General features: G+C 45.5%; 20 protein-coding genes. 2 read left to right on the top strand and 18 right to left on the bottom strand.

Annotated features, from left to right (window positions below; genetic code table 11):
* Window positions 1–64 precede the first annotated feature (64 nt).
* Entirely contained in the window at window positions 65–1,021 is a 957-nt protein-coding gene (locus C0033_RS14765; protein WP_103228645.1) for a LysR family transcriptional regulator, read from the top strand.
* A 186-nt stretch (window positions 1,022–1,207) separates the two neighbouring features.
* Here C0033_RS14765 and rbsK read toward each other — a convergent pair whose 3' ends face one another.
* The 7 genes from rbsK to C0033_RS14730 all read right to left on the bottom strand — a co-directional run bounded on the left by rbsK (window position 1,208) and on the right by C0033_RS14730 (window position 8,981).
* The gene (rbsK, locus tag C0033_RS14760) at window positions 1,208–2,104 is read right to left on the bottom strand and encodes a ribokinase (protein WP_103228644.1); all 897 of its coding nucleotides are present in this window, start codon (window positions 2,102–2,104) and stop codon (window positions 1,208–1,210) included.
* Window positions 2,105–2,130: 26 nt separating this feature from the next.
* Window positions 2,131–2,964, bottom strand: a complete 834-nt coding sequence (locus C0033_RS14755; RefSeq protein WP_103228643.1) for a carbohydrate ABC transporter permease — start codon at window positions 2,962–2,964, stop codon at window positions 2,131–2,133.
* Complete coding sequence (locus C0033_RS14750) at window positions 2,961–3,833, bottom strand: sugar ABC transporter permease (protein WP_103228642.1); 873 nt, start codon at window positions 3,831–3,833, stop codon at window positions 2,961–2,963. Before C0033_RS14750 ends, C0033_RS14755 begins: the two co-directional genes overlap by 4 nt.
* 118 nt (window positions 3,834–3,951) lie before the next feature.
* Window positions 3,952–5,310: an extracellular solute-binding protein gene (locus C0033_RS14745; protein ID WP_103228641.1), complete on the bottom strand. Its 1,359-nt coding sequence runs from the start codon at window positions 5,308–5,310 to the stop codon at window positions 3,952–3,954.
* An 18-nt stretch (window positions 5,311–5,328) separates the two neighbouring features.
* Window positions 5,329–6,273, bottom strand: coding sequence for a nucleoside hydrolase (locus C0033_RS14740; RefSeq protein ID WP_242984509.1), 945 nt, complete (start codon window positions 6,271–6,273; stop codon window positions 5,329–5,331).
* The gene (locus tag C0033_RS14735; RefSeq protein ID WP_103228640.1) at window positions 6,263–8,173 is read right to left on the bottom strand and encodes a PfkB family carbohydrate kinase; all 1,911 of its coding nucleotides are present in this window, start codon (window positions 8,171–8,173) and stop codon (window positions 6,263–6,265) included. The genes C0033_RS14740 and C0033_RS14735 overlap by 11 nt, the downstream gene beginning before the upstream one ends.
* Window positions 8,174–8,423: 250 nt before the next feature.
* On the bottom strand, window positions 8,424–8,981 hold the full coding sequence (locus C0033_RS14730; protein WP_103228639.1) for a PadR family transcriptional regulator: 558 nt from the start codon (window positions 8,979–8,981) through the stop codon (window positions 8,424–8,426).
* Window positions 8,982–9,101: 120 nt separating this feature from the next.
* On the opposite strand from C0033_RS14730, the gene C0033_RS14725 reads away from it, so the two are divergent.
* Window positions 9,102–10,466 (top strand): MATE family efflux transporter, encoded by a 1,365-nt coding sequence (locus C0033_RS14725; RefSeq protein WP_103228638.1) that lies wholly within the window; start codon window positions 9,102–9,104, stop codon window positions 10,464–10,466.
* Window positions 10,467–10,744: 278 nt separating this feature from the next.
* On the opposite strand, the gene C0033_RS14720 is transcribed toward C0033_RS14725, so the two are convergent.
* The 11 genes from C0033_RS14720 to C0033_RS14670 all read right to left on the bottom strand — a co-directional run bounded on the left by C0033_RS14720 (window position 10,745) and on the right by C0033_RS14670 (window position 22,075).
* The gene (locus tag C0033_RS14720) at window positions 10,745–11,941 is read right to left on the bottom strand and encodes an alpha/beta hydrolase (RefSeq protein WP_180994747.1); all 1,197 of its coding nucleotides are present in this window, start codon (window positions 11,939–11,941) and stop codon (window positions 10,745–10,747) included.
* Between the two features lie 59 nt (window positions 11,942–12,000).
* Window positions 12,001–12,474 (bottom strand): flavodoxin, encoded by a 474-nt coding sequence (locus C0033_RS14715; protein WP_103228637.1) that lies wholly within the window; start codon window positions 12,472–12,474, stop codon window positions 12,001–12,003.
* Window positions 12,475–12,522: 48 nt separating this feature from the next.
* The gene (locus C0033_RS27785; RefSeq protein WP_347501128.1) at window positions 12,523–12,732 is read right to left on the bottom strand and encodes a hypothetical protein; all 210 of its coding nucleotides are present in this window, start codon (window positions 12,730–12,732) and stop codon (window positions 12,523–12,525) included.
* A gap of 362 nt (window positions 12,733–13,094) precedes the next feature.
* Complete coding sequence (locus tag C0033_RS27460; RefSeq protein WP_242984508.1) at window positions 13,095–13,895, bottom strand: flavodoxin; 801 nt, start codon at window positions 13,893–13,895, stop codon at window positions 13,095–13,097.
* Window positions 13,896–13,954: 59 nt separating this feature from the next.
* Window positions 13,955–14,488: a flavodoxin family protein gene (locus tag C0033_RS14700; protein WP_103228726.1), complete on the bottom strand. Its 534-nt coding sequence runs from the start codon at window positions 14,486–14,488 to the stop codon at window positions 13,955–13,957.
* A gap of 23 nt (window positions 14,489–14,511) precedes the next feature.
* Window positions 14,512–16,665 carry a flavodoxin gene (locus C0033_RS14695; RefSeq protein ID WP_180994746.1) on the bottom strand — a complete coding sequence of 718 codons (2,154 nt, stop codon included), beginning with the start codon at window positions 16,663–16,665 and terminating at the stop codon, window positions 14,512–14,514.
* Between the two features lie 20 nt (window positions 16,666–16,685).
* Window positions 16,686–17,387 carry a flavodoxin gene (locus C0033_RS14690; protein ID WP_103228635.1) on the bottom strand — a complete coding sequence of 234 codons (702 nt, stop codon included), beginning with the start codon at window positions 17,385–17,387 and terminating at the stop codon, window positions 16,686–16,688.
* 26 nt (window positions 17,388–17,413) lie between these two features.
* Window positions 17,414–17,788 (bottom strand): MerR family transcriptional regulator, encoded by a 375-nt coding sequence (locus tag C0033_RS14685; RefSeq protein WP_347501127.1) that lies wholly within the window; start codon window positions 17,786–17,788, stop codon window positions 17,414–17,416.
* A gap of 66 nt (window positions 17,789–17,854) precedes the next feature.
* Window positions 17,855–18,745, bottom strand: a complete 891-nt coding sequence (locus C0033_RS14680) for a LysR family transcriptional regulator (RefSeq protein ID WP_103228634.1) — start codon at window positions 18,743–18,745, stop codon at window positions 17,855–17,857.
* Between the two features lie 53 nt (window positions 18,746–18,798).
* Window positions 18,799–20,235 carry a family 1 glycosylhydrolase gene (locus tag C0033_RS14675; RefSeq protein WP_103228633.1) on the bottom strand — a complete coding sequence of 479 codons (1,437 nt, stop codon included), beginning with the start codon at window positions 20,233–20,235 and terminating at the stop codon, window positions 18,799–18,801.
* A gap of 4 nt (window positions 20,236–20,239) precedes the next feature.
* Window positions 20,240–22,075 (bottom strand): glucose PTS transporter subunit IIA, encoded by a 1,836-nt coding sequence (locus C0033_RS14670; RefSeq protein ID WP_103228725.1) that lies wholly within the window; start codon window positions 22,073–22,075, stop codon window positions 20,240–20,242.
* Between the last annotated feature and the right edge of the window lie 277 nt (window positions 22,076–22,352).

Here is a 22,352-nt window from a genome sequence, read left to right as displayed (position 1 = left end):
TTACAAAAATTCTCCTTATAATCAAAACATGAGAATTGTATAAAACAGATCAGGAGGATGTTTCATGCTTTATGAAAAACTGAACTATGTTCTCGCCATCGCAGAAGAGCGAAACCTTACCCGGGCGGCAAAGCGTTTGTTTATCTCCCAGCCAACCCTTACGTTGTATTTAAACCGCCTGGAGGCAGAACTTGGGGTCAAATTATTTGACCGCAGTAAAACCCCGATTGGTTTGACCGAAGCCGGAAATTATTATATTGGTGAAATGAAGAAAATCTACGCCTCAGAGCAGCTTTTGCGCAATGATATTAAGTTCATCGCCAACCCCTCCCAAACGTTGATTGTGGGAATCGGACAAGTGCGCGGGCATCACTGGCTTCCCATGATACTTCCTACCTTTTGCTCAATCTACCCCCAGGTTAATGTTCAGGTTGTTCAATCCACGGAACAATATTTAGGTCAGGCCCTCCATACTCACCACATGGATCTCGCTTTCGGTGCCCTTCCGGCCTCTGTTTCTGACCTGGAAGTGGTGGAACTCATGCACGAAAAGCTTTTTCTGGCAGCCCATCGAAAATACGGACTGATTCCGTCCGCTGACCGGAAACAGTATTCAGCCGATAACCCTTACCAAATATCCCATACCAAATTGGACGGACTTCCTTTTATCATCCCTCAGGTTAATAACGGGCTGTATGACAGCTATGAAAAAATTGTCCTGAATAATGAAATTCATCCGTCGCGGACTATTTCTGTTAATAACTTAAATACCGGACTTGAACTGGCCCTGAAAGGTCTTGGGGTTCAATTGCTCTCCGGTTCAATACTGCAGTGCGATCAAAATAAGAGGGATTTTTCAGAAATTCTGGATTTTTGTATTTTGGAAGATATGCCGCAGACGAGAAAATGTGTGGCGGCCTATAATGGGGACAGCGTGAAATTAAAGTTGATTTTAGATTTTATCAGAATTGTACAAAACGAAGTACTGCCTAACTGCAATTATATTACGGTTGATTCATGATTCCGGTTCCATTAAACAGGATTTCTATTAGATGAGACTGGAAAACCAGAACTTAACGGACTGTTAAATGCACACACAGAAAGATGGGACTTGGCATTAGGCTCCCAAGGGGGCCGAATGCCAAATCCCATCTTTCTTTTTTCTTCCGCTGTCCGCCCAGGTTTCCCCGCGCTTCTTACCTATGTTCTAAATAATCTCTTCCACCCCCGGATAGGAAGGCTGCGCCCCGGCTCTCGTGGTGGAAATCGCCGCCGCTTTTGTGGCGAATATCAGCGCATCTCTCATCTTATCGCCTCTTGCCAATCCCACCGCAAATGCGGCCGTAAAGCAGTCGCCCGCTCCGGTAGTATCCACGGCCTGCACCTTTTCGCCGGGAATCAGGCCAAATTCTCCGTTTTCATCTGCATACCGGCAGCCTTCTTTTCCCAGCGTGACGATCACATTTTTTACGCCCCGCCGTTTGAGTTCAGCCATGGATTCCCTGCAATCTTCTATTGCTTTTCCTGTCAGCATGCCAAGTTCCGTCTCATTGGGCTTAATGTAGTCAACGTATTGGAACAGTTCCTCCGGAAGATCCGGAACGGCCGGAGCCGGGTCTAAAATCACGGTTTTTCCCAGCTGATGTGCTGTGCGGGCGGCGTAAAGCACTGTTTCCACCGGAATCTCCAACTGGAAGATCACGATATCACATGCTTCAATCAGAGCTTTTTTCTCATCAATATACGCCTTATCCACCGTGCTGTTGGCGCCGGGAACCACAACGATGCTGTTGTCTCCGGATTCATTCACATATACCAGGGCAATGGCGCTGGAACCGTCTTCATTCCACTTCAAATCTCCGGTCCAGACGCCGGCCTTTTGAAGGCTGGCGGAAAGCTGTTCCCCATAAGAATCCTTTCCAACCGCACCCAGCATGGCCACATTCCCGCCCAGCTTTCCGGCGGCAAATGCCTGATTGGCGCCTTTTCCGCCCGGCATCAGCTTCATATTATCCGCCAGTATGGTTTCTCCCACCTTTGGATTGTGTTTAACGTTTATAATAAAGTCCATATTGATACTTCCGATTACCAATATCTTTTTCATATCTAGTCTCCTTGGTTTTCAGTCATTTATCCTTTCACGCCACTGCTGGTAACGCCCTCAACGAAATATTTCTGGAAAGGAATAAAAATCATAATCGGGATCAATGCCGATACTAAAGCTCCCGCATAAAGACAGGACCACAGCGTCTCCTGCTCCATTTTTAAAGATGCAAGTGCGATCTGAATGGTGCGGATCGCCTCTGAACGAGCCACCAGCAAAGGCCACAGATAGGAGTTCCAGGAATTCATAAACTGCATCAGAGATGCGGTGATAAACACCGGAACGGAGGCCGGAAGCATGATTTTCCGGTAAATCGTCATCCAGGAAGCTCCATCCACTCTGGCCGCTTCGATCAGGCTGGCCGGCATATCAGAGAAAAACTGCCGGAATAAGAACAGCATCAGACCATTGGCGATGGCCGGAACAATCATGGCCGCCCTTGTGTCCACCCATCCGATCGCATCGATCAGATTGTAAAGGGGCATCGCAATCGCTTCAAATGGGATCATAAAGGACACCATAAATACCGCGAATAAAATATTTTTAAACTTAAAATCAAACACGCTGAATGCAAATGCCGCAATGCTGTTGACTAGGCATCCGCAGGGAACCAAAACCGCTACAACGATTACGGTATTGACAATCGCCTTCAGGAAATGGAATTCTTTAAAAAGCCTTACATAGGATGCAAATGTAAATTCCACCGGAAGCAGAGTCCTGACAGAAAACGGCATCGCATATTTATAAAGCTCCGTATCGCTTCTCAGGGAAGAAGCCAGGGCATACAGAAGCGGGAACAGGGTCAAAAATGTGACCAGAATCAGTAACGCATAAATTAAAAATCTGCTGCTCTTTTTCATCGCGCCCTCCTCCTTTTCTCCGGTTTTTCCTTTTCTTCACCCAAAAACAGAAACTGAAATACGGCTACAAGCACAATCATAACAAGCAGAATAGACACAATCGCCGAACTTCTCGGACGGTTTGCATATCGAAACGCCGACTTATACGCTTCATACATCAGCACATTTGTTGAATTCTTAGGCCCTCCGTTGGTGATTAACTGCATGGGAGCAAAGAGAAGCATATTGGAAGTGGTATTTGCCACAGCCACGAAAAGCATCACTCGTTTCAGCAGCGGGATGGTAATTTTCGTAATTACGGTAAACCAACTGGCTCCATCCACTTTAGCCGCCTCATAAAGGGCAGGATCAATATTTTTAAGTCCCGCCAGGAAAAACATCATCCAATAACCGCAGCCTCTCCATGATACCAGGATTACAATACACCACAGAGCCTGATGTTCGCTGATTAAAAAACCCTGCATTCCTACGCCGATCATCTTTAAAAAGCTGTTGATAACGCCGCTGTTGTAGTTAAACATCAGCCCCCACAGCATCGCAGCCACCGTGGTGGAAATGGCAAACGGAAGATAATAAATCGTTCTGAATATACCGATTCCCTTTACGGAGACATTTACTAAAAGTGCCAGGCAAAAGGCAATAAAAATCTGCAGCGGGATGGTTACAATGTTAAACTTAACCGTCACCCACAGGGAATTCCAAAACGATTTGTCCGCAAACAGCGACTGGTACGTTTTTAGCGAAAAATGCCCATTGAATGTAAAACCTTCCACCAGAGAAAGCAGCACCGGGTACACCTTAAATATACATACCAGCAAAAAGGCCGGCATCAGCAGCAAATATGGTATAAATTTTGATTTTGTGCGCATAGTCCCATCCCATTTCTTTCCTAAGCCAGCAGTGCGGCGGCCCGTATCATATTCTTTCCATTCCCCGAACTGAATAATCCGTGCCTCCGCACTCCGCAGGCTTCATCGTGCAATGCTTTTATTTATAAACTTCAAATGCTGTATTTATCTGGGAAACTGCATCATCCAACGTGGTTTTTACGTCAGATCCATTTCTGACATCTTCCCAGGCAGCGTTAAGAATTGTGCTGTATTCATTGAATCCAGGTGTCATAGCGCGCAGAACCGCCGTATTGGCTGATTCATAAGCGCTGATCTTCAAATATTCAGGCGCTTCTGCATCCTGTTCGATTTGCTCCAGCAGTTCTACCTTTGTCGGAAGCTGATGGTAATTCTCATACCACAGATCCGCGCCTTCTCCGATACTCATCCATTTGATAAAGTCTGCCGCCTCATCTTTTTTCTCTGAATGAGCATTGATTCCAAAATGCCAGGAACCGGTAGGTGTTGCCGTCTTGTCCTCATATCCTTCAAAACATGGAACCGGAATCCATCCATAATGGTCCATGCCGTTTTTATCGCAGACAGAAGTGAGGGATGTGGTATCAACCATGAAAATTATCTTATCCGATATGAACAGGTTTCTCGTTTCATCTGCAGAAATACCTCTTGTAAACAATCCTTCGTTTACCAGATTCTGATACCAGGTCATCGCTTTCACCCATTCCTCTGAGTTAATCACTCCGTCCACCGTGTATCCGTCATCTCCGATATTTTTGCCGCCTAAACTATTGGGCAGCATATTCATCTGGTACACACGGCTCACCTGGCGCAGCTCCATTCCGTAGATTCCGTTGTTGTGCTCAGGATCCAGCACTCCGATCGCCTGACGCACCAGATCAGTCAGAGCTTCCCAAGTGATCCGGTTATCTACGGTAATGCCTTCCGGAAGAGAAACCCCTGCGTCCTCCAACAGCTTTTTGTTATAAAACAATACCTGAGAAGAGGTATTCATAGGCGGACAATAAAACTGATCTTCATAAGATCCGGCAGATACCGATACATCCGTAAGTTCTTTCTTTTCATCATCGCTGTAATACTCTTCAATAGGAGCCACCAGTCCCCGCTTGGCATAAGAAGTCGCCAGCGGCGCATCAACTGCAATTACATCATAATCTTTATTGCCCGATCCTATTTTTACTTCGATTACATCAGTCAGATCACTGAAAGAATATCCTTCCAGAGTCACGTTAACCCCTGTTTCTTCTTTGTATTTCGCTACGATCGGCTCTAAGGTGGAGACAAAATCCTTGTTTGTTATGTATACAATGTTCTGCCCATCCTCTGCTGCCGCTTCTGTTTTGGCTTCACTCTTTGCCTCTGTTCCCCCGCTTTGTGCAGAAGTGGCTGTTCCGCCGGAATTACCGCCGCACCCGCTTAACATAACCCCTGCCAGCAAAGCCGCTGTCATCGCTACACAAAAATTTCTTTTTCTCATAAGAATTCTCCTCCTTTATTATTTTACAAGTTTCCGGAACAAGTCCTGAAACAGCAAATCCCTGTTAATATAATAGACATATCTGATCATATGGCGGGACTGGTCAAACGCCCATTTGTGATCATATTCTGCGATGGGACTTGGAACGAGACGATCCATAAAATAATCTCGGTTTAACAGCCAGCCTACTGTGGTAACATCCCAAATAGGTTTTGTCCATACGTCGGGATACCCTTTTTCCTTGGCATATTCCAAGGTGGTCTCCACCAGATAATCACACAGTTCATTCTTTCCTCTCAGCCAGTATTCCAGTTCCGGCCCGCTGACTGAAAATGCGGATACCACGCCTCTGCAAGGCAAAAGAACTACAGGAACGCCGCATCCCAGCAATACTCTGACAGCAGCTACATCCTGACGCGCATTAAATTCATAATTGTCAGGCCACTCAAAGCCATTGCCGCCAAGCCACACAACTACCATCCGGTCTTTGATTTCAGGATTTATCAGCAACGCGGAGGATATATTGGTAATCGCGCCGATAGCCAGAACGTAGAGCGGATTTTCCTGAGTATAATCCATGGCCCGCCGTGCCAGATCATTTGCCGCGTCGGATTGAACCGGTTTGGTTTCACTTGGCAGGAACTGTCTGGAGCCCAGGTAAACTTTATCCATCATGTCCTCCCGGTCCAACAGTTTCAGCATCTTTCCGATCTCATCATAACTCTTTAACATTCCGTCTTCCGGACCATTTGACTTCTGGTTGAAAAATGGCGCGGCATAGACTGCCTTGACATTCAGCTTTTCTTCGGAACGGAGCATGTAAGCAAGCGCAAACTGGTCATCCACTTCATTGTAAGTATCCGTATCCAGAATTACATCCACTTTTCCTTCCGGCCACTTCAGCATTTTAACCAATTTTAGATTTTCTTCCTCCACGTTCATAACTGCCTTTTTAATTTCCATCATGCCAGGTTCTTCCATCCTTTCTCTGTTCGCATTCCGCGAAATACATGTCCAACGTGCTCTGCTCTACCAGGGCAGGCGTCACCCCATGGCGGGTAGTGGATAAACCGGCCGCAACGGTAGCGTAGCGCACAGCAGTTTCTATTTTATATTCTCTGGTAAGGTAAACAGCCAATGTTGCGGCAAATGCGTCCGCCGCTCCTGTCGTATCAACCGCATCCACTTCCAGAGCATTAAAATATTCGGAATGATCCCGGGATCTTAAATAACATCCTCTGTGTCCCAAGGTGATAATTACCGTTTCCACACCTTTATCAATAAAATACTGAGCCTGCTGCTCGTATGTTTCCAACTCGGGAAGCAGTCTGCGGATCTCCTTTTTATTCGGCATCAAAACGTCCACATTTTTTAAAAGCGTATCGCTCAGACGGTCCACAGCACATGGTTTTAGAAGAACTTTTACCCCATGTTTTTTGGCGGTCACAGCCGCATACTCTGCGACCGAGATCGGAAGCTCTGTTTGGATCAGACAGAAGGAAGCATTGGAAAACAAATCTTCATTTCTTTGAATATCCTCTTCCGTCAGATAGCAGTTCGCCCCTTCATAAACGCCGATGCTGCTTTCCCCGTCTTCCTGTACGTAAACATAAGCATGTCCTGTATCCGCATTGGGCGTTGTGGAAATACCGTTTATCTTCACACGGTTGCTTTTCATATATTCAAAAAGCACGCTTCCATCGTAATCCTTCCCTAATTTGCCGATCAGATAGACATCCGCTCCAAGACGGGATGCTCCGATCGCCTGGTTCATGCCTTTTCCTCCCGGGAACAATGCCCTGGACTTAGCGGTAACCGTCTCACCTGTCTCCGGGAAATTCTGATAGCGCAGAATCGTATCCATGTTGATCGTGCCAACTACCACAATATTGCGGCTTCTGACAGGAGATGTAATGCTGTTCATATGATTCCAGATGCAGGCCGGCTCTTCCTCTATGCCGTCCTCACTCTTTCCCTCTATCTTTTTGACAATCTGGCCTGCCGCTTTCTTTCCCAAATACTCATACGGCAGCATCAGTGTGGAGATCTGGGAAATGGGTTTTTCCTGCTTTCCTTCCTCTAAGGCAGCCACGGACAAGTCATCAGGAATTCTTATATTCATCTTGGCGGCACATTCGCTAACCTTTTCCGCCAGACTTGTACTGGAACAAACCACAGCCGTATACCGGTATAAAAGCTGCCTAAGTTTATTTAAATCTCCATCGTAGACTTGCGTCATCTCTTCCTCGAACGGAATATGATGTTCAAACAAGCTTTTTCCAAATCCCTGGAAAAACTGCTGGTTTTTCTCGCTGTTGTCATCGCTCAGGCAAATAATGCTGTTATGCTTCTTTTCAATCAATAATTCCGTCATCTGAAATGAAAATGCCGAAAAATCAAAACCTGTAACATCGATCGCCGTCCTGTGGCTGCAGTCAATCATATGATAAGGGATACCCGACTCCGCCAGATAGGCCCAGGACTCGCTTGCAGCATTCACCGAACGGTCCCACAAGATCCCTTTTACCTGATAAGAGCATAATCTTCTTAAATTCTCTAATTCTTCTTCCGATGACGATGCTAAACAGACTACGGAACTGTATCCCCAATTGCGGATTTCCGTAATCAGACAGGACATCAGATTTTCATGGTTCTGTCCTTTATCGACCAGGATTCCAATCAAATACGGAATACTGCTCCCTGTCGAACGAATCTTCGCATATGGAACGTAATTATATTCTTTTATGATGCTAAGCACCCTCTGACGGGTTGCCTCGCTGATATTATCATCTTTATTGTTTATGATACGGGATACTGTGGCCACCGATACATTGGCCAGCTCTGCGATTTCTTTTATAGTCATTTCTTCTCCATTTTATCTATTTTATATAGTTAACTGTTTTACTAAACTATTTTACTAGCTCTTTTCTATAAATTAACACATTCATTTTTATTTGTCAACATAAAGTTGCATTTCTTTTGCTTGATTTTAGCCATATTTTTTGTCATTTTTCACATATCCTTTTTGTTCTTATGATATAAAAAATCTATCATTTTCAGTTTTTGAACCCACGCTGTTGTTCAAAACCTTGAATATGATAGATTTTTGAAAATTAATGATTTAATTTGCTTTGGGTCGTCTGATCTCCAAAGCTATTTTTCACAGATTCCATCCACGTCTCAATCGCCTGAACCAGGATAAACTGCTGCTGTAAAACGGCGAAACCTGTTTCAGGGATTTCGGGACTATTTTCTTTCAAGCTGATATTTTCTTCCAAATATTGTTTCAATGTTTTTACATTTTCTTCGATATTATCCAAACACAATTTCTGCTTTTCCGGCGTAAGGCTCATCAGATTTACAATGACCGCATTGAAATCCAGGAAAATGTGGATGGGCTTTAAAGAGATGTCCATCATAATTTTCTCAAATTCATGTTCACCCGCATCGGTTAACGAATAAACAGCTTTTTCAGCCATCTTTCCCTCTTTTACAATGCTGCTTTTAATGAAGCCCTTCTCTTCCAGCTGGATCACCTTTTTATAGATTGACGGAGTGCTGATCTTTACCCATTTAGAAATATTGCGGTACTCCACTAATTTTTGAATATCATAGGCGCTTAACGCTTCTTTTTTCAGGATTCCCAGCACGATTAAATCGATTGTCGCCATAATAACCTCCTTTTTTCTTGACAAGTACTATAAATTATAGTAGTATATGTTTCTCAGTCGAAATACTATATTTTATAGTACTATACTTTACACTTCATGTCAAGAAAAGGAGAGTTTATCATGAATGGAAACAATAAGAAAATGGAATTATTAGGAAATGCGCCGATCTCCAAAGCGCTTTTAGCGTTGGGACTCCCTACGATGATCGGTATGATGATCAATGCGCTGTATAACTTAGTGGATGCTTACTTCGTAGGAGGATTGGGAACCAGCCAGATGGGCGCCATCTCAGTTGCATTTCCGTTGGGTCAGATTGTCGTGGGGCTGGGACTGCTGTTCGGAAATGGAGCTGCATCTTATATTTCCAGATTATTGGGACATGGGGATAAAGATATGGCCAATAAAGCTGCCAATACGGCTCTGTACAGCAGCATTTTTGTAGGAGCGGCGGTTATCATCGGCATCATTATTTTTCTGAATCCGATTCTGAAGGTTTTGGGAGCGACGGAAAGCATATTGCCTTATGCGGTTACTTATGCCAGCATTTACATAATTTCATCGATTTTTAATGTGTTCAATGTGACCATGAACAATCTTGTGACAAGCGAAGGAGCGGCTAAAACTACGATGTGCGCCTTGCTGGTAGGCGCGGTGCTGAATATGGTTTTAGATCCTGTTTTCATTTATACTTTAAATTTAGGCGTGGCCGGAGCGGCAATTGCCACAGCCATCTCACAAGCGGTTTCCACCTTGGTCTATCTGCACTATGTGTTCAGCGGCAAAAGTGTTTTCCATTTCAGTTTTAAGGAGTGCTGTTTTTCAAATGAAATCATGGCTGAAATATTTAAAATCGGGATTCCCACTTTGGTATTTCAGCTGCTGACAAGCCTTTCCATTACGCTCATCAACATGCGCGCAAAGGAATATGGGGATTCGGTGATCGCAGGAATGGGGGCTGTTACAAGAATTATTTCGATGGGAAGTCTGATGGTTTTCGGTTTTATCAAAGGTTTTCAGCCGATTGCCGGGTATAATTATGGGGCGAAGAAATATGAGAGGCTGCACGAAGCAATTAAAATCTCCGTCCTTTGGTCCACAGCTTTCTGTATTGTCTTTGGGCTGGCGGCAGCCGTTGGTTCGAGGGAAATTATCTCCCAATTTACAAAAGGCGACGCTGAAATGATCCGGATTGGGGAAAAAGCGCTGAGAGCAAACGGGATCTCCTTTCTGCTTTTTGGATATTATACGGTTTATTCATCGCTGTTTCTCGCACTTGGGAAGGCGAAAGAAGGCTTTATATTGGGAGCCTGCAGACAAGGGATTTGCTTTGTGCCCGTGATTTTGATTCTTCCGGTGATTTGGGGGATGAATGGGATTTTATATGCTCAGGTGGCGGCTGATGTGATTTCGGCGGGAATTGCCGGGATTATGGCCGGGAGGATACATAGGGAGATTGGCATGGGGAGGATGGAATTGGGACTTTAGGTTCTTAAATGCTGTACTTTCTATAATGTTTCAGGAATCAACTGTATACTGCTAATCTGATGACACAAACAACAAAGAGCCGGTTAATTCAATTTCACCGGCTCTTGTTCTATCATATTGAATTAGTGCCCACACGAAAAGGAAGGCTTTTGTGATTTTCTTGCACTGCTATTAATTGCTAAAACTTTCGTGGTCTTCTCCTGCTCTTCACTCACACCGTTCTGCCTGGAATCTGGCATTACTGCTTTTGAATTAACCGCTTCCAGTATAATCCGTAACTACTGTGCAAATGCGTCATGAAAGAATGTTTCCAATTTATCAAATGGGATGATGTCCATCTGATCGTATAAATCGGTATGAGAAGCGCCGGGGATAATCATCAACTCTTTATTATCTCCCTGTAACAGCTTATATGCTTCCTGGCTATACATGAGAGAATGTGCTTCTTCCCCGTGTACAAGCAGAACAGCGCTGCGGATTTCCGGAGCATATTCAAACAGCCGCATATTCATCAGAGAACCGCTGGCAGTTGCCGCCCAGCCATTATTTGCATTGACGGAACGGGGATGATAACCGCGCTCGGTCTTGTAATATGCAACATAATCTTTCACATATTGAGGCGCTTCTTCCGGAGCCTCTTCGGGAAGTCCTCCTCCCATTGTATAAAAACCGTTTTTATAGTCCTCTGTTCTTTGATGATTGTATGCTGCACGGTCCTCGTATCTTCCTTCTTCATCCACAGAATCAAAATATCCCAGCGCCGTATTTCTGCTCATATCATACATCGTCATTGCTGCCGTTGCTTTTATTCTTGTATCAAGTGCTGCAGTCTGCACTGCCATGCCGCCCCAGCCGCAGATACCGACAATTCCAATTTTTTCAGAATCAACATTTTCCTGTGTGGAAAGAAAGTCAACAGCCGCCTGGTAATCTTCAATATTAATATCCGGAGAATTGAAATCCCTTGGATATCCAGCACTCTCTCCTGTAAAAGAAGGGTCAAATGAGATAGCCAGAAATCCTCTTTTTGCCAGTTCCTGTGCATAAAGCCCGGAACTCTGCTCCTTCACTGCGCCAAAAGGGCCACAGACCGCAATGGCCGGAAGCTTTCCCGTATATTCTTTCGGTTCGTAAAGATCCGCAGCCAGAGTAATACCGAAATGATTAACAAATGTTACCTTTCTGTGGTTTACTTCATCACTGAGCGGAAAAACCTTATCCCATTCATCCGTGAGTTCGATTGGCTCCATTTTTATGCTGACATCCTTCATGTTCCCATAATTCATTGTCATCGCATCTCCTTCCTTTTCTGCCTGTGCAGATGTTTCTGTTTGTGATGTTGTTTCTGCCTGTGCTGCCGCTTCCGTCGGTGCTGATTCTGTCTGTGTCCCAGGCTTCGCACCGCATGCCGCCATAGATGCCATCATGGCTACGCAGCCAGTGACTGCTAAGGTTCTCTTCCATAATTTTTTCATTTCTTCCTCCAACTGTTTTTTAGTTTTTATTGAATCATCGGCATTCGCCAAAATTCCGTTTACATATTCTCCATCCACTGACGCAACGCAGTCTCTGATTCGCGGCCATTCAGCAGCTTTCCGTTTTTAATGACAGCGCCGGGGCAACTGTGTGACAGCTCCAATGCTGTTCTCCCCAGTCCGCTTCCGCCTGATGTAGCGAAAAGGATAATCGTCTTGCCGGCAAAATCGTAACTCTCCAGAAAGGTCTGAATGATGGTTGGCGCAGTATACCACCAGATAGGAAAACCCAAAAGAATTGTATCATACTCCGAAATAGGAGCAGCGTGATCAGCCAACTCCGGACGGTGGGATTTATCACTCATTTCCACCGAACTGCGGGATTTCTTATCGTTCCAGTTTAAGTCTGCCGAAGTGTAGGGAACGGCAGGTTTGATTTCGTACAAATCCGCCATTACAGCTTTGGCGAGATTAGCCGCCGCTTTGGCAGTAACGCCGCTGGCAGAGAAATAGGCTACTAAAATCTTGCTCATTAAAAATCCTCCCTTATTCCATTTTCTTTTCCCAATAACGAATTACATTCAATCCAGCCTGGTCTCCCAGAGTTTCCAGAGCCTGAATCTCATCATCAGATTTACCTCGCCGCACAGTCCCCAGCTTTCATATTCCTTCAAAACCTCAACCGGAATATGATATTTTTCACTTGCTTCATAGACTGTCACTTTTTCATCACCTCCATTTACAGGAAAAATTAGGCTGTTCCCTGTCTGGAACACTTTTATTGTAATCATAGAATTCTATAATGTCTAATGCTTATAATTCATCATTAGATATTACTTTTTCGTATATCAGATTCTACCGCCCCCTCCCAACCGCTTCCCAACCCTTCCCCCTGTTTTTCACCACAATAATCTTAAAATATAATCACATACTACCTTTGAGAAGGTCGTAAAAAATTTATCAGGGGACAGTGGGCTATGCTTCGTCCACTATCCCCTGCGCTTACGACAGACTTCTATATGTTTTGAGCCGCTAAAAGATATTCGGAATAACATTAGACAAAGCTCACTTCCCATCTATATAGTCAGCCTTGTTTGAGGTTCTACAGCTTGTTGTACTCTTCGTCGCTGACCGCTCTTGTGATGGATATTTATTAAAACCCAAGCTGACTAAGCCATGTCTGAATCCCACTGGTATTTCCAATCCGGCTTCCCTGAAGTACGGTGGAATCAGGACACAAGCCACGTATTGTCTGCATACTTGTACCAATCCCGCTTCCACCACTGGTGCAAAACGGTATAATTGTCTTGCCTGTAAAATCATAAGACTCCAGAAATGTATCGATCACCATAGGCGCATCTCCATGCCAGATGGGATATCCCACAAATATCGTATCATAAGTTTCCATCTGCTCTATCCGGGTAATCAGTGCCGGTCTTGCATTAGAATGAAGTTCCCGTTTCGCACGGTCAAGGGTTGTTTCGTAAGAACCGCTATATGGGGCTTCTGCCTCTAATTCCACAAGCCTCCCGCCCGTCAGCTGTTGGATCTGTTGTGCCGCCTGCTCTGTAGTTCCTGTCCTTGTGAAATGAACAATTAGCACATTTTCTCCTTTTGCAGTAGTTTCTGAACTGGCCGGCGTATTTTGCACAGCCCTGGTTTCCACACCGCTTGCCGAAATCCAGGCGCCATTCTCATTAACACGGTATCCATCCGGAGTCGTGGTATTGGAAAGCATCCATCCATTACCGTCAAAATAATAACATTCCGCAATTCCGTCCTGATTTCCATCCAGCCACTGCCAGCCATTCTGCACATAGGTACTGTCTTCGTTATCATACCACCATCGGTTTTGATTTGCTCCCGCTCCGGTTTTCCAAACACCTGCAAACGCAGTCACAGACATCGTCATGCTTATGAGAAGCGTAAGCAGTAGCAGCCATTTTCTTTTCATTATTTTCGTTCTCCTCTCATCCTATTTTTTCCAAAAGCCATGCATTTTGCAATCACATTTCAGCAATTTCTCCCCAGCTCGTATGCCATCTTAGGGTAGCCGGTACTGTTTGTCATGGAAGGACTTCCACAGCCTTTGCCCAATACCATTCCGGCGTCCTGGAAATTGAGATACTTGACAAGTGTGCGGTAGTGGGCCTCCAATGCATCAAATGTCCAGTCATCCGCATTCCACGCAACCGTAAGCAAAGCAGATTTCATGTTCTTCCTGTTAATACTACTGTTGTAAGCACAGAATCGGTCTACCACCGTTTTTAACTGCGCCGACATTCCGAAGTAATATAAAGGCGTGGCCAGAACAATCATATCGGCACTCAGGATCGCCTCCTTAATCTGCTCGTTGTCATCCTTCTGAACGCAAGGGCCGTTGTACCCGCAAGCGACACAGCCTGTGCAAGCATTTACCTTCTTATCCCTTAGATCAATCCTCTCAACAACATGTCCGGCCTCCGCTGCGCCCTGTGTAAAGCGCTCTGTCAAAATACTGGTAGAACCGCTTTTATTGGGACTTCCCTGTAAAACTACAATCTTCATGTTCCCTTTACCTCCTTCCATTTTCATTTCACCTTATTCTCTTCAAGCCATGTACTCACATCCGATGACAGGGACGAGCCGCCTGAATAGCTAACCGCCAGTCCCTCGCCAATCATTGCGTCCGGTGTCAGCTTTGCAATCACGGTCAGGCTCTGCCCAAATCTGCCGCCGCCATGGCTGCAAAATGGTATGATTGTCTTCCCTTTAAAGTCATATTCTTCCAGGAACGAAGCGACTGGCATTGGAATGGAGGCCCACCAGTTGGGATATCCAAGCAGAATGGTATCATACTGCTCCATGTTTTCCACCTGAGCCGCCAGCTTTGGCCGTGCCTGTGCATTTTGATCCCTCTGCGCTTCTTCCAGCACTGTATTGTAATCCTTGGAATAGGGTTCCACACAGGTAATTTCAAAGAGATCCGCTCCTGTCTGTACCGCAATTTCTTTTGCAATCCCTCTGGTATTTCCTCCCCAGCTAAAATAAGCAATTAAAACCCTTCCGGCATTCGTCTCTTTTTGCATTGACTGGCCGCTTACAAGAACACCTCCATCCGGCACTGCTCCTCTCACAAGACGAACGCCGACATTATAAGCGCCGCGTCCTCCTTGGGCGGTTGCACGATAAGCGGAACGCACATTCTTTGCAAAGTCATTCCAGCCTCCTCCTCTGCTGATATGGAGGTTTCCAGTATCTGCTCCTGCAGGATTTGTCTGCTGGCTGCTGCCATACGCTCCATATAAATCCCAAACCCATTCCCCAACATTGCCATGCATATTATAGAGCCCATAGCTATTTGGTTCAAAGCTGTCCACCGGAACGGTTTCATACCTGGACGTTCCGGGGCGTGTTTCTAAGCTGCTCTGGTTAAAATAGTTATCCTCAATCATATAGGGGTAGTTCCCCCAATAGTTGCATTTCTCTGAACTGATGGAGTCCTCTGTATGAAAGGGTGTTGTTGTCCCCGCGCGGCAGGCATACTCCCACTCTGCTTCTGTTGGGAGACGGTAACCGTCAGCACTACGGTTCCAGAAAATCTCATCTCCATCTATCTGATATGCCGGGATCAATCCCGCCTGTTCGCTCATCAGGTTGCAGTAAGTAATGGCATCCACCCATGAAATGCTATCTACCGGCAGTTTAGAACCATCAAAACTGCTGGGATTATTTCCAGTCAGCGCTTCATAGTCCTCCTGTGCCACTTCATAGGGACTCATATAGAAATCGCTGACCGTAACCGTATGCTGCTGTTCATCATCCCCTCTCCACGCTTCACTCTCCGGACTTCCCATCAAAAACGTTCCACCGGAAATCAAGACAAAACCATCGTTTATTTCTGTCTGGCTTTCCTTTTCCTCCTGTTTCTGATTGACTGATTGTGAGAGAGTTTCTTCCGCTTCCACAGGGGGCATGGCTTCCCATGAACCGGCTGGGGACATACGGTTTCCTCTCATCAGCCAGAAAATAACTCCTATGCAGACCAGGATTGGAATTAAAAAAGTGAGATATTTTGCCGTCTTATGTTTCATGCCGTTCCCTTTTAATCCTTTCATTTGTTTCTGTCCATAGTAACCGGCTGTTATAAACAATCCCATAATGAAAAGTGTTTCTAAAAAAAACATAGCAGCCGGCTTCGTTTCATCCCAAAAGACAAAGGCCGTTTTTAAGAACAGATAGTCTGGCATGTCCTGCTGTATAAAAGCATAGATACCGAATATGGAAATTGCAGCTGCCAGGCCTCTGGCAAGCCAGGTCAGTCCGTCTTCTGATTCTGATTTCTTCCGAAACTTTGTTCCCAGTCTTATCACCATTCCCCAATGTATCCCGGTATGCAGGGACATCAGGATCAGCCCCCAATGGGAAGCAAACAGGTGAAGTCTGCGGGACAGAATCATGCCTCCTGAAACAGGCAGCCACTCAAATACAAATCCACTCATCATGATACCGCTGATTATTAAAACAAACATATCTGCAAAAAGGAGCAAATTCATAACCGTGCCAAGACTGCGAAGCGGCGTGTAGTTCCCTTTCCCGATATTTTTTAACCAATTTATGTTTAACAGATGATGGAGGAGCAGCACAACGGCCATCGCCGTCCCAAGCCATTCATGAAATTCCTGGCCGGTCAATATTTCTGCCATCAAAACAGGAAGCATGACAAGCAGACATACATCCACCATCCTCTTTAATTTTGCCGTCTTCACCGGGCCATCACATCCAGTGAAAGACCATCAATCCAGCTCACCATTTCCTCATGTGAGATACCACTGCTAAGCCGTTCCCCATCCAGCCAGGTTACATCCGAAGCTGCAAGGTCATGCAGATTTCGTGCGCTGGAGCCAATCCCGCTGCCTCCGGAAGTGCAGAATGGAACAATCGTCTTTCCGCTGAAATCGTAAGATTCCATGAAGGTATCGATGATACGCGGCGCTTCTCCCCACCAGATTGGATAGCCCAGAAAGATTGTTCCGTATTGGTCCATATCCTCCACACTGCCGGAGATTACAGGGCGGGCGTCTTCATCATTCTGTTCTCTGGTGCTCCGGCTGTTATTGTCACTATAATTCAAGTCCTCCGATGAATACGGGATTTCCGGTACGATTTCATATAAATCTCCCCCGGTAACTTCAGAGATATATCCTGCCAGGGTCTTAGTAGTTCCCGTTGCGGAAAAATATGCGACCAGAATATCAGAACCCGCTTCCTTGCCGGTTTCCTCCATAACGGAAGCGTTCTCCCCGCTGCCGCTCTGCAGAGATTCCGTTTGCTGTACCTCGTTGACGGTTTCCTGTGAAGAAGCTGACGCTGTCGTGCCAGGAGCAGGCACACTGTCCTGACTGCCGCAGGCGGTCACAGCAAACACCATGGAACAGGCCCAGATGAACGATAGTATTTTTTTCATTGTAGAGTCCTCCTTCTCTTTGAACCTTACTTATGCGCTTTTTGAATTTTGTACCGCAAATAGTCCACGCGGTCTAACTGTTTCTGTTTAAAATGGAGTTCGTCAAGAGTCGCTCCCCGTTTTTTGTTTAACATATCCAGCCGTTCTTTTTCGGTTGAATCCCCTTCCAGAAGAAGGCGCATATAGGACTCAACCTCGCTGTTGTCAAAGCCAACGTCATGGAGCGTCATAATCATACTAAGCCTTTGTATATCCTGGTCATCGTACTGCCATACCCCCATCACTTTCTTTACTTCATCACACAGCCCCCAGCTTTCATATTCCTTTAAAACTTCAACCGGAATATGATACCGTTCACTTGCTTCATTGATTGTCATAGTTCCACCTCGCTTTTTACTCATGAAAATAAGGGTGCTCCATTCAGGAACACCCTCATCTTAATCCTTTTATGTTGTAATGTCTAATGCCTATATTTTATCATCAGATATTACTTTTTCGTATTGCTTTAAAAACTTTATAAAGCTGCTGGCGGCAGGGGAAAAGACCTGCTCTTTTTTCCAGGCCAGGGCTGTACTGCTTTCAAGGGAAGGGTATAGAGGAATAAAGCGCAGATGTTCAAACGTACAGTTCAGCTTAATTCCAAGCACGATACCCAGACGATTCTCCGCAAGCATCGCTTCATTGTATAGCAGATTACCGGTCGCAATAATTTTCACCTGGGTGTTTAAATCACCAAGCCATTTTCCAATACTGCTTTTCAGAAATTCACCTTTGGCGATGATTAACTGTCTGCCGATCAGATCCTCCGGCTGAATCCCTTCCTTTTGTGCCAAGTCAGAATCCGCACATACCCAGGCTCCCCAGCGTTCCTTTACCGGCATGGAAACAAAATCATATTTACGGATGTCAATCGGTTCTGCCATCAGTCCTATGTCCAAAAGCCCTCTTTCAATATGGTCATGGACATTTTCCGCATTTCCACTGTAAATCTCATACTGGACCAGGGGATGCTTCTCCGAAAAAGAAGAAATAATCTGAGCCAGTAATCTGGTGGCCTGAAACTCTCCGCTGCCAATACAAATTTTTCCGGTAAGTTCCTCGTCTCTCTGCAGCAGCTCCTGACGTGTTTTCTCTGCCATGGACAGCATTTCCTGCGCCCGGTGCTTCAGTATCATGCCAGATTCAGTTAAAATGATATTATGATTACTTCTGGTAAAAAGCTCTACCCCCAGTTCTTCCTCCAGCTGTGCAATCTGACGCGATAAGGTGGGCTGAGTAACATGAAGCATCTGTGCCGCCCTTGTAAAATTCTCCTCTCTGGCTACCGCCAGAAAATAATTCAACACCCGAAGTTCCATGTTCCCGCCCCCTTTTCGTGTCATTATATCAGAATACAAAACCTTTATCAATATTAACTCAAGTCGCTCCCATTGGTGGCAATCACTTTCTGATACCAGTAAAAACTGTCCTTGCGTTCCCTGGTTAAGTCACCGGTTCCGTCATCAAATTTATTGACATAGATAAAACCATATCGTTTCGCCATCTCGCCAGTGGACAGGGAGACAAGGTCAATGCAGCCCCATGGGGTATACCCGATTAAGTCAACTCCATCGGCAATCGCTTCGCCCATCTGCTCGATGTGCTGACGCAGATAGTCAATGCGGTACTCATCATGTATCTTTCCATCCCCTGCCTTCACGTCATGTGCTCCCAAACCGTTTTCGACCACCATTAACGGAATCTGGTACCGGTCATAAATCTCGTTCAGCGTCCAGCGCAAACCTTTGGGATCAATCTGCCATCCCCAGTCAGAAGCTTTCAAATAAGGATTTTTCGCCCCTCCCAACAGATTTCCGGCGGCGCACTCTACAGAAGGATCGGTGGAAACACAGAACGTCATGTAATAGCTGAATGTGTAAAAATCAACCGTCCCCTTTTTCAGTTCTTCCAAATCCCCCGGTTCCATCTTGATCTCCACATTATTTTCTTCGAAGAAACGTCTGGAATAGCTGGGATAACTGCCTCGTACCTGAACATCAGAGCAGAACCAGTTTACCATCCTCATGTGGCTTTGGACTGCCAGCACGTCATCCGGATTACAGGTATAAGGATAGTCCGGTAAAAATGCAATCATATTTCCCATCTTAAATTGAGGGTAGTTTTCATGGGCATAGTTCACAGCACGGGCCGACGCCACAAACTGATGATGCAGTGCCTGATAACGCGTCTGCATTGTGACGGGAGCTTCCAGGGAGGGACCTGTATATCCCTGAATGGTGCTGATTGCAATCGTTGTTCCAGTGAACAGCGTACCGCAGTTAATCTCATTGAACGTCAGCCAATACTTCACCTTATCCTTATAACGCTCAAAGATGACCTTACAATAATTCATATATAAATCGATCAGACGGCGGTCAGCCCAGCCGTTGTATTTCTCTGCCAGCGCATACGGGAGTTCATAATGGGAAATTGTCACCAAAGGCTCAATATGATGCTTCCTGCAGCAGTCAAACACCTTATCATAATAAGCCAGTCCTTTCTCATTCGCTTTTTCTTCTTCACCGGTAGGAAAAATCCGGGGCCAGTTGATTGACAGACGAAATACCTTAAATCCCATTTCAGCAAACAGAGCGATGTCCTCTTCGTAATGGTGATAAAAATCTATGGCTTCATGGGTAGGATAAAACAGTTCCGGATCCAGGCTGGAATCAACTCTCCGCGGGACCGTATGACTCCCATTGGTGATAATATCAGCAACACCGATCCCCTTTCCATCTTCATTCCAGCCGCCTTCACACTGATGAGCAGCAACTGCGCCGCCCCATAAAAAATTTTCAGGAAATTTCATATTCTTAACCTCCAATCACAATTTTATCATTTTCTATCACAACTTTGCCAACTTCGCTTTCATTGGCAACTAATACTGGTGTAATAACCGGGCAGCCGGCAGCCTTAATCTCATCTATATCAAACTCCAGCAGCAGCTGTCCCTTTTTAATTTTATCTCCATTACCGACATGGGCCTTAAATGGTTTCCCATTCAGTCCAACCGTTTCAAGTCCCACATGGATCAGCAGACTGACCCCATTGCTCGATTCCAGGCCCATGGCATGTAAAGTTTCAAATATGGTTACGCAGGTACCGTCAAACGGCGCATACACTTTTCCTTCTGAAGGCTCAACCGCAAATCCCTTACCAAGTATACCGCTGGAGAATGTTTCATCAGGTACCTGGCTGATTGAAACAACCTTTCCCGGTACGGGAGACTCAATCACAAGTTTCTTACCGGCTGCTGTTTCGCTGCCTGACGTTATCTGTGCAGAGTCAGAAGCAGGGACTGCCTCATCTTTATGTAAAACGTAAGCAAGCATAAATGATACCACAAACGGAACTGCTACGGCCAGAAGCGGAGGGATAAAATTCGGGGCTTCCGGATTCACCATTCCAAGGACAGCAAATACCCCAAGACCGAAACTATACATTTTCGTACCTGTCAGCATAATGATGGCCCCGGTAATACCCGCTCCGGCACAGGACAATACAAACATTTTAATGCGCGGAAGCGTCACTCCATAAATGGCTGGTTCTGTAATCCCGAACAGACCGGAAATAAACGCCGGGAGTGCAATGGATTTCAGCTTCCTATCCCTGGTTTTGCAGTAAATCCCCAATACAACACCAGTCTGTGCAAAGCAGACCAGGCAGGACATTGCCATAACCGCGTCCGGATTTCCTTCCAGAAGACTCATGAAAGAAAATGATGTCAGCGCAGTGTGGATACCAAATAAAACCATAACCTGGTACAATGCGGAAAATATAATACCGGCAAGCAGCGGAACTGTATCCAGTAAGGCGGTAATCCCCGTGTTCACCAGACTGCCCGCCATATTGACGGCCGGTCCAATCAGGGTAAATCCAAACGGGATAACAACCGCCAGAGTAATTACCGGTGTCACGAAATTGGCAACCACTTTGGGGATGTATTTGTTTAACCATCTTGCCAGTGGAATCGCAACGGCCGTAACTGCGATAACCGGCAGAAAGGAACTGGTATATGTGGCGTTAATTGTATGTCCAAACAATTCCAGGTTCACACCGTTAATCGTGGGATAGCAGAGAATCGCGCCAATAAGGGCACCCAAAAAACCGTCCCCCTTTAACGTCTTTGCCAGATTCATTCCCAAGAAAACCGGAAGGAAGAAAAATATCGCATCTCCCATTGCGCTGATGATTAAATCCAGTCCGCTTCCGGACGGAATCATACCAGTCATTTGAAGTACTGTCTGCAAGCCTTTTATGATACCGCCTGCACAGATCATATTCAGGCAGGGAAGAACAGCGCCGACGATCATATTCAGTACACGCATGGCCGGATTCACTTTCTGTTCTTCCTCTGCTTTTGTTTCGCTTCCTGCTCCATTCTGCATTCCCAGCTGCACACAAACCGCATCATACACATCTTCCACCGCATCGCCGATGACCGTCATATATTCACCGCCTCCATGGACAACGGAAAGCACCCCTTCCAGATTCTTCACAAGCTCATCGTCGGCCTTGCTTTCATCCTTTAGCCGGAAACGAACGCGGGTAATGCAATGACGGACGCTGTTGATATTCTCTTTACCGCCTATATTAGCGATAATATTTTTTACTACTTCATCATAATTCAGATTTTTCTTCTTTACCATATGACCCTCTCCCATCAATATAAATATGAACCTCTCCTATGATTTCTCTTTGTTTGCTGTTTCAGACTGCTGCTTTAACTGATAAATCAGATAATCCAGGCAGTCCAAGTTCCCTTGTCGCTCATGAATCTTATTTAGAAGAGCTCTCCGGTGTGCAGACAAAACTGTAATTAATTCCTTCCTTTGTCCGTTATCATATGCCTCCAGAAATTGCTGTATCTTTTCAGGCGGATAACAGGAATCGGTTAGTGTCTGCGCCAAGTCCCTTCTATTAAGC

The sequence above is a fragment of the Clostridium sp. chh4-2 genome (genome assembly GCF_002899675.1).
Lineage (GTDB): Bacteria > Bacillota > Clostridia > Lachnospirales > Lachnospiraceae > CHH4-2.
The sequence above is the reverse complement of the archived record's forward strand: the minus strand, read 5'-3'. Positions and strand labels throughout refer to the sequence as shown.

Bases quoted from the DNA above. Each gene is read 5' to 3' on its own strand.
- C0033_RS14765 (WP_103228645.1), top strand. From the start codon at position 65: ATGCTTTATGAAAAACTGAACTATGTTCTCGCCATCGCAGAAGAGCGA.
- rbsK (WP_103228644.1), bottom strand. From the start codon at position 2,104: ATGAAAAAGATATTGGTAATCGGAAGTATCAATATGGACTTTATTATA.
- C0033_RS14755 (WP_103228643.1), bottom strand. From the start codon at position 2,964: ATGAAAAAGAGCAGCAGATTTTTAATTTATGCGTTACTGATTCTGGTC.
- C0033_RS14750 (WP_103228642.1), bottom strand. From the start codon at position 3,833: ATGCGCACAAAATCAAAATTTATACCATATTTGCTGCTGATGCCGGCC.
- C0033_RS14745 (WP_103228641.1), bottom strand. From the start codon at position 5,310: ATGAGAAAAAGAAATTTTTGTGTAGCGATGACAGCGGCTTTGCTGGCA.
- C0033_RS14740 (WP_242984509.1), bottom strand. From the start codon at position 6,273: ATGGAAATTAAAAAGGCAGTTATGAACGTGGAGGAAGAAAATCTAAAA.
- C0033_RS14735 (WP_103228640.1), bottom strand. From the start codon at position 8,173: ATGACTATAAAAGAAATCGCAGAGCTGGCCAATGTATCGGTGGCCACA.
- C0033_RS14730 (WP_103228639.1), bottom strand. From the start codon at position 8,981: ATGGCGACAATCGATTTAATCGTGCTGGGAATCCTGAAAAAAGAAGCG.
- C0033_RS14725 (WP_103228638.1), top strand. From the start codon at position 9,102: ATGAATGGAAACAATAAGAAAATGGAATTATTAGGAAATGCGCCGATC.
- C0033_RS14720 (WP_180994747.1), bottom strand. From the start codon at position 11,941: ATGAAAAAATTATGGAAGAGAACCTTAGCAGTCACTGGCTGCGTAGCC.
- C0033_RS14715 (WP_103228637.1), bottom strand. From the start codon at position 12,474: ATGAGCAAGATTTTAGTAGCCTATTTCTCTGCCAGCGGCGTTACTGCC.
- C0033_RS27785 (WP_347501128.1), bottom strand. From the start codon at position 12,732: ATGATTACAATAAAAGTGTTCCAGACAGGGAACAGCCTAATTTTTCCT.
- C0033_RS27460 (WP_242984508.1), bottom strand. From the start codon at position 13,895: ATGAAAAGAAAATGGCTGCTACTGCTTACGCTTCTCATAAGCATGACG.
- C0033_RS14700 (WP_103228726.1), bottom strand. From the start codon at position 14,488: ATGAAGATTGTAGTTTTACAGGGAAGTCCCAATAAAAGCGGTTCTACC.
- C0033_RS14695 (WP_180994746.1), bottom strand. From the start codon at position 16,665: ATGGTGGATGTATGTCTGCTTGTCATGCTTCCTGTTTTGATGGCAGAA.
- C0033_RS14690 (WP_103228635.1), bottom strand. From the start codon at position 17,387: ATGAAAAAAATACTATCGTTCATCTGGGCCTGTTCCATGGTGTTTGCT.
- C0033_RS14685 (WP_347501127.1), bottom strand. From the start codon at position 17,788: ATGAGTAAAAAGCGAGGTGGAACTATGACAATCAATGAAGCAAGTGAA.
- C0033_RS14680 (WP_103228634.1), bottom strand. From the start codon at position 18,745: ATGGAACTTCGGGTGTTGAATTATTTTCTGGCGGTAGCCAGAGAGGAG.
- C0033_RS14675 (WP_103228633.1), bottom strand. From the start codon at position 20,235: ATGAAATTTCCTGAAAATTTTTTATGGGGCGGCGCAGTTGCTGCTCAT.
- C0033_RS14670 (WP_103228725.1), bottom strand. From the start codon at position 22,075: ATGGTAAAGAAGAAAAATCTGAATTATGATGAAGTAGTAAAAAATATT.